Annotated in this window: 13 protein-coding genes; 4 read left to right on the forward strand and 9 right to left on the reverse strand. The window is 43.2% G+C overall.

Translation table 11 applies throughout. From position 1 onward, the window contains the following. Nucleotides 1-139 precede the first annotated feature (139 nt). Complete coding sequence (dnaJ, locus tag AC59IL_RS21070; RefSeq protein ID WP_496554172.1) at nt 140-1,297, forward strand: molecular chaperone DnaJ; 1,158 nt, start codon at nt 140-142, stop codon at nt 1,295-1,297. Nucleotides 1,298-1,520: 223 nt separating this feature from the next. Here the strand turns inward: dnaJ and AC59IL_RS21075 are convergent, their stop codons facing one another. The 5 genes from AC59IL_RS21075 to AC59IL_RS21095 form a co-directional block, all read right to left on the reverse strand. Then, a complete protein-coding gene (locus AC59IL_RS21075) occupies nt 1,521-3,278 on the reverse strand; it encodes a vWA domain-containing protein (protein ID WP_496554173.1) in 1,758 nt (585 codons plus the stop codon). Nucleotides 3,279-3,347: 69 nt separating this feature from the next. Continuing rightward, nucleotides 3,348-3,884, reverse strand: coding sequence for a hypoxanthine phosphoribosyltransferase (gene hpt / locus AC59IL_RS21080; protein WP_496554174.1), 537 nt, complete (start codon nt 3,882-3,884; stop codon nt 3,348-3,350). Nucleotides 3,885-3,887: 3 nt separating this feature from the next. Beyond that, on the reverse strand, nt 3,888-5,114 hold the full coding sequence (locus AC59IL_RS21085; RefSeq protein WP_496554175.1) for a glucosaminidase domain-containing protein: 1,227 nt from the start codon (nt 5,112-5,114) through the stop codon (nt 3,888-3,890). Between the two features lie 7 nt (nt 5,115-5,121). Next, nucleotides 5,122-5,760, reverse strand: coding sequence for an O-methyltransferase (locus AC59IL_RS21090; protein WP_496554176.1), 639 nt, complete (start codon nt 5,758-5,760; stop codon nt 5,122-5,124). Between the two features lie 512 nt (nt 5,761-6,272). Beyond that, complete coding sequence (locus tag AC59IL_RS21095; RefSeq protein ID WP_496554177.1) at nt 6,273-7,811, reverse strand: sodium:solute symporter; 1,539 nt, start codon at nt 7,809-7,811, stop codon at nt 6,273-6,275. 229 nt (nt 7,812-8,040) lie between these two features. On the opposite strand from AC59IL_RS21095, the gene AC59IL_RS21100 reads away from it, so the two are divergent. Continuing rightward, entirely contained in the window at nt 8,041-8,580 is a 540-nt protein-coding gene (locus AC59IL_RS21100; RefSeq protein WP_496554178.1) for an LOG family protein, read from the forward strand. 96 nt (nt 8,581-8,676) lie between these two features. On the opposite strand, the gene AC59IL_RS21105 is transcribed toward AC59IL_RS21100, so the two are convergent. Then, on the reverse strand, nt 8,677-9,246 hold the full coding sequence (locus tag AC59IL_RS21105) for a hypothetical protein (protein WP_496554179.1): 570 nt from the start codon (nt 9,244-9,246) through the stop codon (nt 8,677-8,679). Nucleotides 9,247-9,370: 124 nt separating this feature from the next. Next, nucleotides 9,371-10,786: an FAD-binding oxidoreductase gene (locus AC59IL_RS21110; RefSeq protein WP_496554180.1), complete on the reverse strand. Its 1,416-nt coding sequence runs from the start codon at nt 10,784-10,786 to the stop codon at nt 9,371-9,373. 655 nt (nt 10,787-11,441) lie between these two features. On the opposite strand from AC59IL_RS21110, the gene AC59IL_RS21115 reads away from it, so the two are divergent. Together AC59IL_RS21115 and AC59IL_RS21120 are read left to right on the forward strand one after the other, a co-directional pair. Next, nucleotides 11,442-11,834: a response regulator gene (locus AC59IL_RS21115; protein ID WP_496554181.1), complete on the forward strand. Its 393-nt coding sequence runs from the start codon at nt 11,442-11,444 to the stop codon at nt 11,832-11,834. A 50-nt stretch (nt 11,835-11,884) separates the two neighbouring features. Continuing rightward, nucleotides 11,885-13,045 carry a sugar transferase gene (locus AC59IL_RS21120; RefSeq protein ID WP_496554182.1) on the forward strand — a complete coding sequence of 387 codons (1,161 nt, stop codon included), beginning with the start codon at nt 11,885-11,887 and terminating at the stop codon, nt 13,043-13,045. Nucleotides 13,046-13,294: 249 nt separating this feature from the next. On the opposite strand, the gene atpC is transcribed toward AC59IL_RS21120, so the two are convergent. Both atpC and atpD read right to left on the reverse strand, forming a co-directional pair. Continuing rightward, complete coding sequence (gene atpC, locus AC59IL_RS21125; RefSeq protein ID WP_496554183.1) at nt 13,295-13,552, reverse strand: ATP synthase F1 subunit epsilon; 258 nt, start codon at nt 13,550-13,552, stop codon at nt 13,295-13,297. A 91-nt stretch (nt 13,553-13,643) separates the two neighbouring features. Then, a complete protein-coding gene (gene atpD / locus AC59IL_RS21130; RefSeq protein WP_496554184.1) occupies nt 13,644-15,143 on the reverse strand; it encodes a F0F1 ATP synthase subunit beta in 1,500 nt (499 codons plus the stop codon). Between the last annotated feature and the right edge of the window lie 468 nt (nt 15,144-15,611).

Genomic DNA, 15,611 nt, shown 5'->3' on the forward strand with positions numbered 1-15,611 from the left:
ATGGTTGCCGCGGTTTAACACCCCGCATAACAACAGGCCTGATTCATTTTCAAATTTGCAAAAATACAAGAGTAGTTATCAGAAATTGTGCTTTTTACATTTTCAAATTGGCACATTTTCAAATTTTCAAATTAATACGATGTCTAAAAGAGATTATTACGAAGTATTAGGTGTAGCGAAGGGAGCGTCGGCAGACGAAATAAAGAAGGCCTATCGCAAAGTAGCCATGCAGTTTCACCCCGACCGTAACCCGGGTGATAAAGCCGCCGAAGAAAAATTTAAAGAGGCGGCCGAAGCATATGAAGTATTAAGCGATGCCGATAAGCGTGCACAATACGATCGATTTGGACATGCGGGCGTGCAAGGCAATGGCCGTGGATTTGGTGGTGGTAATGGCAATATGGAAGATATCTTCAGTCAGTTCGGAGATATTTTCGGCGACGATATTTTCGGAAGCTTTTTTGGCGGTGGTGGAAGAAGAGGTGGCGGTCAGCGTATGCGCGGTACCCGCGGCAGCAACCTGCGCATTAAAATAAAACTCACCTATGAAGAGATCGCAAAAGGTGTTTCCAAGCAAATAAAAGTAAAAAAACATGTGCCCTGCAACACCTGCCATGGCAGCGGTGCGAAAGATAAAGGCAGTGTGCAAACCTGTGGCACCTGCGGTGGCAGCGGACAGGTTCGACGTGTTACCAATACTTTCCTGGGACAAATGCAAACTGTTACTACCTGCCCTACCTGTAATGGTGAAGGATCGGTGGTAACCGCCAAATGCGGCACCTGTAAAGGCGAAGGAAGAATGTATGGCGAAGAGACAGTTACGTTAGATATTCCGGCCGGTGTGGGCGAAGGCATGCAGCTTAGCCTGAGTGGCCGCGGTAATGCCGGCGAACGCGGAGGCCCTCCCGGCGACCTGATTGTTTTAATTGAAGAAGAACAACATAAAGAACTGCACCGCGATGGATTGAATGTGGCTTACGAATTACACATCACTTTCCCCGATGCCTGTTTTGGCACCAATGTAGAAGTACCTACTATCGACGGTCGTGCAAAAATTAAAATACCACCTGGCACTCAAAGCGGTAAAATATTCCGTCTGAAAGGCAAAGGTTTCCCCGGCGTAAACTCCTACGAAAAAGGCGATCAGCTGATTTACGTAAATGTATGGACGCCGCAGAATTTAACTGCCGAAGAAAAAGCCATGCTGGATAAAATGAACGATTCGCCCAACTTTAAACCACAACCCGAAAAATCAGATAAAAGCTTTTTCGATAAAGTGCGGGAAATGTTTTCTTAATGCAAAACGCTTAACGCTGAAGGCTTAACGCATAACGCTTAATGCATAACGCATAACGCAAAAAACAAAACGCAAAACGCTTCGTTTTGCGTTTTGTTTTTTGCCGCTCATCGGCTTTCTGTATTAGCGTTTAGCATTCCACGTTCGGCGTTTGGCGTTCAGCGTTAAGCATTTTGCGTTCAGCTTTCTGCTTTCATTTTCAAATTTTCAAATTAACTAATTTTCAAATTTGTTTTCGTCGTTTCCTTTCTTTCGGGTAAATTTTCTTCGCCTTCTCAATCATCGTTATAAACTCATGTTGAATGGCATCCTGCGGGTCGGCCGAATCCGTGGCCAGGCGTATTACATCTGTAAAGCCGTAACTGCGGGCATACTTCGAATTTTTGATCAGAGCGGCAAACATAGCTACCGAAGCAGCAAAACGGTATGTGGCGGGTAGTTTATTAAATTCAGTAACCGAATACGCACAATGATATAAGGTACTACGATGCAGGGTATCATTAGGCAATTTGTAATGCACCGCAACATTGGCGAGGCTGCCCTTATCGGTTATAATACCGGCAGCAGGATATACAGGATCAATTTCAAACAGCGCTATCACCGAATGACCCGACCCTACTTCGCCCCCATCGAGCTCGTTTACCGAATCAACCAGCGCCTTCATTTTATTATCAAACCCAATCAGCCGGTATTGTTTTACCAGCGCCGGGTTGAATTCTATATTCAAAAAAGCGTTGTCGGCTACGCTGTATAATGTTTGGGTAAGTTCTTTAACCAATACCTTTTCAGCTTCGCGTTCATTATCGAGATAGGCAAAATTGCCGTTCCCTTTTTTTGCCAGCACTTCCAGCTTCGAATCTTTATAATTGCCCATGCCAACACCCAGGCAGGTTAAATAAATGCCCGACTGCTGATGCTGGATGATCAGCTTTTCCAGTTCATCGTCGGTTGTTTGGCCAACATTAAAGTCGCCGTCGGTAGCCAGTATCACGCGGTTATTGCCGCCTTTGATAAACTGATTTTTGGCAAGGGTGTATGCTGTTCTGATCCCCGATTCACCGGGTGTGCTTCCTCCGGGATACAGCTCTTCGATCGACTTGCGGATCTTCTCTTTTTCTTTTCCCGATATTGGTGGCAGCCAAATGCCAATGGTGCTGCCGTATACGACTATCGAAATGGTATCCTTATCGCGCAGGTTATTTACCAGCAATGTAAAAGCCGATTTCAGCAGGGGCAGCCGATTGGGCATGTCCATCGACCCTGAAATATCAATCAGGAACACGAGATTGCTTGGCGGAATTTTTTCAGGATCGAGCTTGCGGGCAGAGATATTTAAAGCCAGTAACTGGTTTTGTTTATTCCAGGGGCATTCTGATATGTACGACTGAAATCCGAATACACTGTCGCGTGGCGGTTCAACATATCCAAAACTAAAATAGTTCAACAGCTCTTCGGTGCGAACCGCATCGGGCGGAATGGTAGTGCTCATATTCAAAAAGCGGCGCACGTTGCTGTAAGAGGCTTTATCGGTATTGATGGCAAAACCTGTTTCGGGATATTTCTGCGCCTGCACAAAATCATTTTCCAGTAACGAATTGTAAGTTTCGGTGCCAACCGTCCAGTTGCGGCGATCTTCGGGTTTTAAGTTCCGGGTAAAGCTCAGCAGCCGGTTCTTTTGTGTATTGGCTGTGGTGAATAAAGTTTTTAAAATAAGGGAGTGGTATCTGGCAGTTTCTATTTTTATCGAAAGCGACTGGTATCCTTCGAGCGAAACGGTAACTGAATCAATTTTTTTGGTGGTCATTATGCCAAAGGAGCCGCTGCTGCCGGAGTAATAAACATACCCTGTTGAATGCAGCAAAATACGGGCATTCGACAGAAGATTATTCTTTTCGTCCCTGATTTCCCCCCGCAAATAATACTGTCCCCGTGCGGATACGAATAACAGGAATGCAAATAATATGGCGAAAGCAGTTTTCAATATGTTGATGCAAGTTAACGAGTTAACAGGTTAACCAGTTAACAGGTTAACTTGTTAGCTCATCAACTACTACTCAATCAGCTTATAAATTTCCGGAATGTTTCTACCCAGTCCGTCATAATCCAGGCCATAACCCACAACAAACTTATTCGGAATTGAAAATCCAAGGTAATCAATGGTAATGGGAAAAACCGTTGCTTCCGGTTTGTGCAGCAGTGCTACAATTTTTAATGATGAAGGTTGCTGGTGCTTTAACTGTGGAAGAAATTCGCTCAATGTTTTTCCGGTATCTACAATATCTTCTACAATAACTACTTCCCGGCCAAACAGGTCCATGTCGAGGCCAATGGCAGTAATAACATGACCGGTTGATTTGGTTCCTTTATAAGAAGCCAGCTTTATGAAACAGATCTCTGCATCGATGGCAAGCTCCTTAAAAAGATCGGATGCAAACATGAAGGAGCCATTCAAAATAGCGATGAACAATGGCTTGCGGCCGGAATAATCGCGGTTCAGTTTTCCGGCAATTTCTTTAATTCTGGCAGCAATCGTTTCGGCATTAAGATATGGTTCGAATTGTTTGTCGTGTACGCGAATATCGCCCATAAGTCAGTTTTTGAATATAACCAGTTCCTGTCCTGTCTTCAGTTCATTCCCTGCTAATTTATTCCATTCTCTCAGTTGATCAACAGTAATACTGTATTTTTTGGCAATACTATACAAAGTTTCTTTATCACGAACAATGTGTAAACTGGCGGTTACTGCCGAAGAGTTGGCGGCAGTGAGCTGGTCAGTGGGTGCAACCACCGGTTTGGGCGCTGTATTCACTACTTCTTCGGCCAGGCGGGGCCTTGCCGGCGCTTTGGTTTGCAAATACAGCTTTTCGCCAACGGCAGGTACCGGCTGGTCCTGCAGGTGGTTATAACCGATCAGGCTTTCGAGGCGGATGGCTTCTGCCTGTGCAATGTCGTATAGCGATTCGCCGGGTTGTACTTCATGAAACTCTGCCGCTCCTGTTTTGCGCTTGCGTTGTAAAAAGATCAGCTGATCCTGTTTCAACACGCCGTCGCCTTCATCGTCGAGGTCATTAAAATCGAGCAGGTGCTTCAACTTAACATCGTATTGTTCGGCAATGGCCAAAAACGAAGTACCTGCTTTGGCGAACATTACCCGGGTTTCGTTGATCTTAAATTCGTCGGTGGGATAATTTACGGCAGGTTTTGCAACAGCCGGAACGCTAATATCGCGAATGGCAACGCCATTGCTGATAGTAAGCGGCTTGCCGTTGCCGGCCAGTACTTCATCTTTCGGCGACAATTTGCCCATGGCAATGAGCGTGTATTGCTGCAGGTTGTAATCTTCGATGTATTTAATCAGTATCTGCGAATATTTTATGTTGGTAGCATAACCTGCTTTTCTTAAACCATATGCCCATTCGCTGTAGTTGGCAGGATCTATCTGAAACAAAAAGGCGTAGCGTTGGCCTTTTTTTAAGAAATCTGAGTGATCGGCATAGGACTCGGCCGCAGTAGGATAGCTTCTGAAACATTCACCGCGGGCGTCATCATCGTGGTATACTTTTTCGCCCGTCCACTCGGCCCGGCATTTAATACCGAAATGATTATTCGATTTAAGCACCAGGTCGCTTTTTCCGGCCATGGTTTCATGAATGCCCTGGGCCAGGGTGATGGATGCAGGCACGCCGCTACGCTGCATTTCGCGAATGGCCAGCTCTTTGTACGTGTTAATGTAATCAATTACGTCGCTGCTATTCTGTGCCCACACTCCCTTCACGGCGAGTAACGATAGTACAACCAGTAGTCGTTTCAACGGCATTCTTTTTTTATTTTTTTCGAATCATTAGTAAACCATCGCGAATGGTAAGCAGTACTTTGTCAACGCTTCCATCCTGCTGTATGTATTCATTGAAGGCCTGTATGGCCTTTGCATTTTTCCCGGTTACCGGTTGTTGTAGCACCTGCCCATGAAACAACACGTTATCTGCCAATATCACTCCGCCCGGCCGTACCATTGGCAACACCAACTGGTAGTAATTTATATAATTCACCTTGTCGGCATCAATAAATACAATATCCCATGTTTCCTGTAACTGAGGGATAATGTTTAACGCGTTTCCCTCATGCAAAATTATCTTTCCCGCGGCATTTGACCTACTGAAATTTGCCCGGGCAAGGGTTACATCCTGTTCCCTAAGCTCAATTGTATGTAATTTTCCGTCATTTAACAACCCTTTAGCAAGGCACAGGGCGCTGTAACCGGTAAATGTACCGATCTCGAGAATGCGGCGCGGCTGCATAAGGCTGCTGATCATTTCCAGAAATTTTCCCTGAACATGGCCGCTTAACATATGCGCATGCGGATGCACAGCCTGTGTTGAAGCGGCTATTTCCTGTAACAATACTTCCTCGGCCGATGTAAATTGTGCCGCATAGGCCTCGGCCTGTGGATCAATGATTTCCAATGCGTTGTTTTTTTGTAAAGATCGGGATTATATGCGAGTAGGGAACCAGTGATCAGCCCATGGGAATGAAGGCAGTGGGCAGTAGGCAATAGCCAGTAGTTAAGAAGGAAGTAAGAACAGACTGCAAACCGGCGGGCACTTAGAACTTATTACTTAAAACTTAGAACTGCTATTGTGTAGTCATCAGTCGGGAGTCAGAAAATCCATTCACCTTCAAAATGGCCTCCCGACCTCAGACTAAACACTCCAGCTTTTTCAGTTATATGAGTAATAACTATTCTTGATTATTTCTTGTGCCTTGTACCTTGTGCCTTCAATTTCGTTTACTGCACAACGGTAATGGCATTTGAGACTATTAAACGAGGGAAAGTAACTTTTAGTTTATCGCTCAATTATTTTTTTACAAAGCTTTAGCAAATGAACCGGTTGAAATTTTCATTACCGGTTAAACAATAAGTGCCGCACTGCCTTATTGTGTGAAGGCCGTGCGGCACTCAAATAAATAATTGTACCTATTGTGCAGCTACCTGTTTTTTTGAAATGCTTAATAAACCAAGATAGGTAAGCAGTCCGTTTATGATCAGCAGCTCAATGCCAATTTCAAATCCGTTAAACCATTGTTTGGAATGCTGACTGATAAAATAACAGATCACCGGTGCAGCCACACAAATAATGGTAATTAACGGTGTTTGCGGCAGTGTGCGTTTGCTTAAAATTCCAAAGGCAAATAACCCCAACAGCGGACCGTACGTGTAACCGGCAAGGGTAAGAATTTTATCGATAATAGACCGGCTGCCAATAGCATAAAAGATCATAATGCAAATAAGGAATATTATGGCAAAAGTCAAATGCACCGTTAGCCTGATCTTTTTTCGCTGCGCTTCTGAAAGGTCTTCACGTCTCTTTAAACCCAGCATATCGATACAAAAAGAAGAAGTCAGGGCAGTAAGCGCACCATCGGCACTTGGAAACAGGGCGCTTATCAGTGCAATAATAAATATGATCGATATCGCCTGGGGCATTAACTGCAGGGCCATGGTGGGGAAAATGGCATCACCCATAATATTTTTATTATCTGCCAGTAATTGCCATTTGGTGCTTCCATCGGGGTTGGTTACCTGTGCATAGTCGGCGCCATGATTCAAAGCATACAGATACAACAAACCACCCAGCAACAAAAACAAAAAATTTACGCCCGCGCTCACGAGGTTAAAGGTGATCATGTTCTTTTGAGAATCTTTCAGCGTTTTTACACTGATGTTTTTCTGCATCATTTCCTGGTCAAGTCCAAACATCGAAATGGTTATGAATGCACCGCCGATGATCTGCTTCAGAAAAAATCCGCCGCTTTTTACATTGGTATTAAAAATTTCGGTGTATCCCTGCTGTGTAAGGGTTTTCATGGCACCGCCTACTGATAAATGCAGGTTTTGAAGAATATACACTACCGAAACAATAAGCCCCACTAACATTAAAGTTGTTTGTAAAGTATCGGTATACACAATTGTTTTTACGCCGCCTTCGAACGTATATAACAATATCATCAGCAGAATAATAAAAGCGGTAACAACAAAAGGAACACCAAAGCTTTTTAAAATAAATTCCTGCAATACAAATATTACGAGGTATAAACGGGCGGTAGCGCCTACTGTACGCGAAATGATAAAAAACAATGCCCCTGTTTTATAAGCTATGGTCCCAAACCGCTTTTGCAGGTAATTGTAAATAGAAGTAAGGTTCATGCGATAATACAACGGCAGCAATACAAACGCCACAACGAGATAGCCAAAGAAATATCCGATCACTACCTGAAAATAAGCAAAACCCTTATGTACATTACCCGCAAAATCACCTACTGTGCCCGGTACCGAAACAAAAGTTACTCCGCTCAGCGATGTACCCACCATACCAAAAGCCACCAGCATCCAGTTAGAGCTGCGGTTACCAATAAAAAACGAATCATTGTTCGAGTTGCGTGAAGTAACCCAGGCAACAGCCAGCAACAGAATAAAATACCCGATAACAAATGAAAACAACAGGGATGCAGACATAATGAAGATAATTAATGAAGTCCGAAAGTCCGGAAGACGGAAAGTAATTCACAAAAAGGGAAAATTCTTTCGGACTTTCGGACTTGCGGACTTTCTGACTAATTTGACTTTCGGCCTAAGTGGAATGAAGATAGCAAAATTGTGTTTTACAATTGCTGATAATCCTTTTATCTTAGAGCCATAAGGGCACTTTTTTTAAACATTATATTGGTTATTTAAAACAGCAGGTATGAAGTTAGAATCGGTGGTTGTTTTTTGCGGTTCCAAAACAGGACAGAACCCTTTATTTATGCGTCATGCAGCAGAACTCGGCAAACTGATTGCCGTGTTGAATTTACGCCTGGTTTACGGCGGTGGTAAAGTAGGGTTAATGGGCGCTATTGCCGATGCGGTGCTGGCCAACGGCGGCACTGTTATGGGTGTAATTCCCAAAATACTTACCGAATGGGAACATCAGCATACAGGATTAACCGAGCTGTTTGTTGTGCCCGATATGCATACCCGCAAAAAAATGATGTATGAAATGTGCGATGCCGCCATTGTATTGCCCGGCGGTTTTGGCACCCTCGATGAATTGTTTGAAATGCTCACCTGGAACCAGCTTAAAATTCACGATAAAAAAATATACGTGCTGAATACCGAAGGTTTTTATAATCACCTGCGGCTTCATCTACAACAATTAAAGAAAGAAGATTTCCTGTACGAAGAGCTCGATGAACGCATCATTTTCTGCAACTCACCGGTTGAGATATTTAATAAGATCGGATAATACAAAATTTGCTGATTAGCTAATGTGATAATTTGCTAATTGAAAACATTGGCGCATCAGCCAATTAGCACATCAGCAAATTATCACATTATCAAATTAAAACCCGATGTTGTATCCAAAATTGTAAAACGCCCTGTTGCCATAAGGGCTGTTGGTATTTTGCAACAGATCGTACTGCACCATTATAATAAAAGCGCCGCGCCCCATAGGAAGTGCGCCACCTACACCACCCAATAAAGAAGGAACAATTTTACTATCCATTTTAACGGTAGTTCCATCAAAAAATTTGTATTTGCCCCATACATAATTGGCCTCGGGTTGTAACTGCACCAGAATAAATTCAATAGGATATACCCGGCCGAAAACATTTAATCCGGCTACACCATAGGTTTGTTTCTCGTCGCCCTGGCTGTACCTGCTGTATTTGTAACTTGAATAAATAAAATTAACACCCGTTCCTGCGGCCAGATACTTGTTAAAACGATAGCCTATTTGCGGAGATACATTTACAAGAGTAGACCAACTACCAAAGCCTAAACCAAAGTTACCGCCGATAAAAAGCTTATCTCTGTCGAAACCTTTTTTAACAGGAGGTTCCTCGTCCTGCGCAAGGGCTATAGAACCAAGACAAGCAAATAAACAGGCAGCAAATAGATATTTTTTCATAGCAAATTAATTTGAAAATTAGCCAATTTGAAGATTTGAAAATGAGGCTCCCGAAGGAAGTAACATACTTTGCTGTTGTGAAGTATTTTCAAATTTGCACATTTTCAAATTTTCAAATTGTGTATTAGTCAAAGATTTTACCTGCGTTTAAAATATTATTGGGATCGAATATCTTTTTAATTCCACGCATCAGTTGCAGTTGCGTTTCATTAAAAACAATATCCATATATCCTTTTTGAATCAACCCTATGCCATGTTCGCCGCTGATGGTACCGCCTAATTGATGCACCAGTTTAAATAAAGCGCGAATTCCTGCTACCACATCTGCATCATCGAGGCTATTGGCAACGCCTTCTTTTTTTATGCGAATATGCAAATTACCATCGCCTGCATGACCATAGCACACTGCCTCAAAATTAAATTGTTTTCCCAGTTGTTTTACACCTCGTATCAATGCCGGCAATTCGGCCCTGGGCACAACGGTATCTTCTTCTATAGTATAGCCTGCAATTTTCACTGCCTCTGCCACCCGGCGGCGCAGTTTCCATAGTTCGGCTTTTTGTTGGGCATCGTCTGCAAAATACGCTTCACCGGCTTCAAATTGTGTTAAGATGTTACTAATAGATTCCATTTCAGTCATCAGTGTATCCATATGGTTGCCATCTACCTCAATAATTAAATGTGCTTCGGTATTATCGTGTACCGGCACTATGGAACTATCAACAAAACGACTTACAATTTTCAGCGCATCAATTTCAACCAGCTCAAGTGCGCTCGGCGTAAAGCCTGCCTGAAAAATGGCACTAACTGCTTCGCCGGCTTTTTCAAGCGATGCAAAAGGAACCAGCATCAGCAGATCGTATTTGGGCAATGGGATCAGTTTCAAAACAATTTTTGTTACAATGCCTAAGGTTCCTTCGCTGCCCACTACCAGTTGCGTTAGATTATACCCGGTGGAATTATTTAATACATTGGCGCCCGTCCAAATAACGTCGCCGGTTGGCAAAACCACTTCGAGGTTCAGCACATAATCTTTTACCACACCGTACTTAACTGCTTTTGGCCCGCCGCTGTTGGCAGCAATGTTTCCGCCGATAAAACACGATCCGCGGCTGCTGGGATCGGGCGGATAAAACAATCCTTTTTCCTTTACTGCATTTTGTAATACCTCGGTAATAACACCCGGTTCGGTAGTAACCTGGCCGTTTCTTTCATCAATAGATAAAATGGTATTCATGCGGTCGGTTGAAATAAGCACACCGCCTAAATGAGGCAGCGCGCCGCCGCTTAAACCGGTTCCCGCGCCGCGGGGCGTAACGGGAATATGCTGCTGGTTACAGATTTTCATAATGGCGCTGACCTCCGGGGTAGTTCGCGGGCGCAACACTACCTGCGGCGGATACAATAAATGCTCGGTTTCGTCGTGGCCATACCTGTTCAACGATTCCTCATCGATCAACACATAATCGTTTCCAATAATTTGTTTGAATTGTTCAATAAGTGCAGTTGTTAGTGTTCCTCTGGTTGCTACTGGTTGCATATAAATGAAAGAATATATCTTATTAGCTAAACACTTTACATTTTGAATAGTTGCCGAAGCCTGAAATCGGAAGTCGAAAGTCTGATGTCAGAAGTCTGATGTCAGAAGTCGCTACCCGGCTTCAGGCGCCAAAAATAGATGACAAATTGAAATCCTATCTTTTTAAATTAAACTATAAAGGTTTTCGAAATTCAAACATTTCGATGGGTCTGACTGTTTATTAATCAGCGTGATATGATCAACGTTATAACAGCGAAAGATGTGGATAAAACCTGCTTTAACAAAACTTTGGCATAATCAACACTTAAAGAACAGGTTATACTGCATCAATAAAAAACATGCAATGGATGCGTACTGGTGGGTATTTGATTTATTGGCTTTTGTTACTATTTTTATCTCACATATCCCTTGAAAAGTCGTTAAGGATTATCAATTTGTAGCTTATCATCACCACAAATCCTTAGAAATTCCCCACAACCTGGTTAACGATTAATGTAGTTAATCTAACAATCCTGTAAAGCCGTTTCTGGTACGATTTACCATTGTATTCCGGGCTGCCATAGCTCCCGGATATGTATTCCCAATCCCTCCTGTGTAAACCGGTTACCCATATGCCATAAAAAACATATGGTTTGAGGATTTAAAGTATTCGCCCATGAAGAGAAGTATACTCGCAGTAGAGGACAGCAAGGCTATCAGGTTTTTATTGCATACGTTGCTGGGAAAAGACTATCAGGTAGTTACGGCACCTGATGCCTGTTCGGCCATGTTCTGGCTATCGAAAAAGAATTTGCCCGATGTAATTATCGCCGACCCGCAGTTATCCGATATGCAGGATTGGGAACTGATCGCAGAATTTACTTCGAGCGCTATTTACCGGGATATTCCCTTAATAGTATTATCGTCACTTGATAAGAATACGACAGCTGCCAAATGTTTGAAATATGGCATTGCCGATTATTTTACCAAGCCATTTAATCCGATTGAATTGCATGAAACCGTTCACAGGATAATTAACAAGGGTGCAGCGGCATCGGTTTCAAAATGAAGAAAGCCGGTTAATTACCCTACCGGAAACAATCACCAAAATGACGTGTTATGGATGTGACAATTTTACCAACCGAAAAATTATTAAAAACATACAAGCGTTTCAGCCTTCCGATGGCTGAAGCACCTTCTGCTGCCAATAAAAAACTGCAGTTCTTTTATGTTGGCGCTCACAAATTATATATCGAAAAGCTGAAAGATTTTTTTGAATTCGGTTATACGAGCGCTTCAACCGAAAGTGCCATTTATACTTTAAAGCGTTTACTGAAGAAAAAAGAAGATGTAACCATCCCTGATATGATCGTTGCCGAAGCAGCCCTTGGGATCGACAATCTGGTAGCGTTGCATCGCTTTTTGAGCGAACATCAAATACTGGCCGATGTGCCATTTATTGTTGAAGCAACCGGATTGCCGGCAAAGGAATTAACGGCGTATAAACAGTATACATTTATTGATGAGCTGATTTTTTTGAATGAGTTTACTGCCCCTGCCCTGCTGCAGAAAGTAAACTTTTTGAAAAAAGTAAAACAGCAATGGGTGCATCAACCGGCTACATGCAAGGTAGAACGGTCGTTCCCTGTTTTTCCAACTGTCAGGTCGTTTTTTAAGAGAGGGCTCGATCTGGTTTTGTCTTTATTGCTGCTGATCGTATTTGGTCCGCTAATGTTGCTGATTGCGCTGGCAATAAAGGCCGAAACCGGTGGACCGGTGCTGTATGTTTCAAAACGCGCCGGGCGCGGCTACAGGATCTTTGATTTTTATAAATTCAGGACCATGGCGCCAGGTGAAGATGAAAAGCTGAATGAGCTGGCACATCTAAATCAATATACCAATCCACAACAGGAAGCGGTATTTCATAAGTTCCATAACGATCCGCGCATAACCCGAACAGGTTTATTTTTGCGCAAAACCAGTTTAGACGAATTACCGCAATTGTTCAACGTGTTGTTAGGTGATATGTCGCTGGTGGGTAACCGTCCTTTGCCATTGTACGAAGCGGCGCGGTTAACTACCGATGAGTGGGCCAAACGCTTTATGGCCCCTGCTGGTATAACAGGTTTATGGCAGATACAGAAAAGAGGCAGGAATGTTATGTCGGCCGAGGAGCGTATTTCGCTTGATAATGATTATGCCGATAAGAGCGACCTGCTGTACGATTTCTGGATCATGGCCAATACGCCGCCCGCCATTATTCAAAAAACGAATGCCTGATTCACAGTATATTTCAACAGTCAAATCTCCTCCTGAGCGGGGAGATTTTTTTTGTGCTTCGCTTCACGCAGCACGCGATTGCCTCTGATTGTATTGTTCGCCTGCGGCGAACGATCAATACGACAAATTTTCTCGCGAAGCGAGGGCGGGCGCATCAACCTCTGTGACATCTCTGAGCGAAGCGAAGGAATAAAAAAATCCCCCCGGCTACACCGGAGGGATATATACTTTAAAAAAGCTGAATTTAATTTATTCGGCAGCTTTGGCGCCTTCTACCAGTACGGTAGTTTTGTTATTAAGCACTTCTACAAAACCACTCTGAATATCGAAAAACGCCAGGTGGTTGCTTTTATCTTTTAACACTTTTACACGACCCGATTTCAGCGCACTTACCAGCGGAGCATGTTTATCAAGCACCTCAAACAAACCGGTTATGCCCGGCAGTTGTACACCGAATACCTCGCCGCTAAACAGCTTTTTTTCAGGAGTTAAAATCTCTAAATTCATAATGTGCTAATTTGCCAATATGCTAATTTGCTAATTGAATACACTTTGTATTATTTTCATTAGCACATTAGCACATTAGGTAATTGGTTAATTATCCTTGTGCCTGTGCCAACAGCTTCTTACCTTTTTCGATGGCGTCATCGATAGTACCAACGAGGTTGAAGGCTGCTTCGGGATATTCATCTACTTCACCATCCATGATCATGTTAAAGCCGCGGATGGTTTCTTCGATGGGAACCAGTACCCCTTTCAAACCGGTAAACTGCTCAGCCACGTGGAAAGGTTGCGAAAGGAAGCGCTGTACTTTACGTGCACGGAATACGGTTTGTTTATCTTCTTCACTCAACTCATCCATACCAAGGATGGCGATGATATCCTGCAATTCTTTATAACGCTGTAAGATCAGTTTTACACGGTTAGCGCAATTGTAATGGGCATCTCCCACAATTCGCGGCGTAAGAATACGGCTGGTAGAATCGAGCGGGTCAACCGCAGGATAGATACCTAAGTCGGCAATCTTACGGCTTAATACGGTAGTAGCATCCAGGTGGGCGAAGGTAGTAGCCGGAGCAGGGTCAGTTAAGTCATCCGCTGGTACATACACCGCCTGTACTGATGTAATAGAACCGTTTTTGGTAGAAGTGATACGCTCCTGCATGATACCCATTTCGGTAGCCAGTGTTGGCTGGTAACCCACCGCAGAAGGCATACGTCCCAACAGAGCCGATACTTCAGAACCGGCTTGTGTGAAACGGAAGATATTATCTACGAAGAAAAGGATATCGCGACCTTTACCTTGTCCGTCGCCATCACGATAGTATTCTGCAATAGTCAAACCGCTCAGGGCCACACGGGCGCGGGCTCCGGGGGGTTCGTTCATCTGTCCGAATACGAAGGTGGCTTTTGAATCGCTCAGCTCTTTCATATTCACTTTACTCAAATCCCAACCGCCATTTTCCATGCTATGTTTAAACTCTTCGCCGTATTTCATAATGCCGGCTTCGATCATTTCACGCATCAGGTCGTTTCCTTCGCGGGTTCTTTCACCCACACCGGCAAACACTGATACACCTGCATACGCTTTGGCGATATTGTTGATCAATTCCTGGATCAATACGGTTTTACCTACCCCTGCACCACCGAATAAACCGATTTTACCCCCTTTTGAATAAGGTTCAATCAGGTCAATTACTTTAATACCGGTAAATAATACTTCGGCAGAAGTGCTCAGGTTTTCAAATGCCGGCGGTTTGCTGTGAATAGGACGGCCATTGGTTTTAGGAACAGCAGGTAATCCATCGATAGGATCGCCGGTTACATTAAACAAACGACCTTTGATAGCTTCACCGGTTGGCATGGCGATCGCAGCGCCGGTATCTGTTACTACCATACCCCTCACCAGACCTTCGGTACCGTCCATGGCAATACAGCGAACGCTGTCTTCACCGAGGTGTTGCTGTGCTTCAAGCACCAGCACTTCACCATTTTGACGTTTAAGTTCCAGTGCGTTATAAATTTCGGGGAGTTTTCCTTCAAACTGCACGTCTACTACAGCACCGATGATCTGCTTGATCTTACCAACATTTGGCATATAATAGTTTGATTTTGCGTGAGCGTTTTAATAAACTGCTTTGATTTTCAACGATTTATTTACGTTTTAAAGCAGCATTTTCATTTTCGGCTGCAAAGGTAAGGGAACGGTGATAAATTTGGCAATTTGAATGCGGGAGATTTTTTATAGATGCGGGGTAACAGGCTTCCCGACAACAAAACGCACCTGCAAAATGGAGTTTCTCATACAAAATGATGCTATTTTCATCCAACTACATCATTTACTTAAAAGGAATTGCTTTTTCTTATATAGGATGGTACAACTCTTATATAGGAATTATTAATTGCTGATAGGAATAATAATTATCTGATTGAAAAAAACAAATTTCTTAATAGGAAATATAAATTCATCATATAAGAAATAACAATTTTTAATTAGAAAAATAAAAGACTCATATAAGTATTCAAATTTCTCATATAAAAATTGTGAATTTTTGAATAAAAAAAC

This window comes from Niastella sp. sgz303648, from assembly GCF_059587045.1.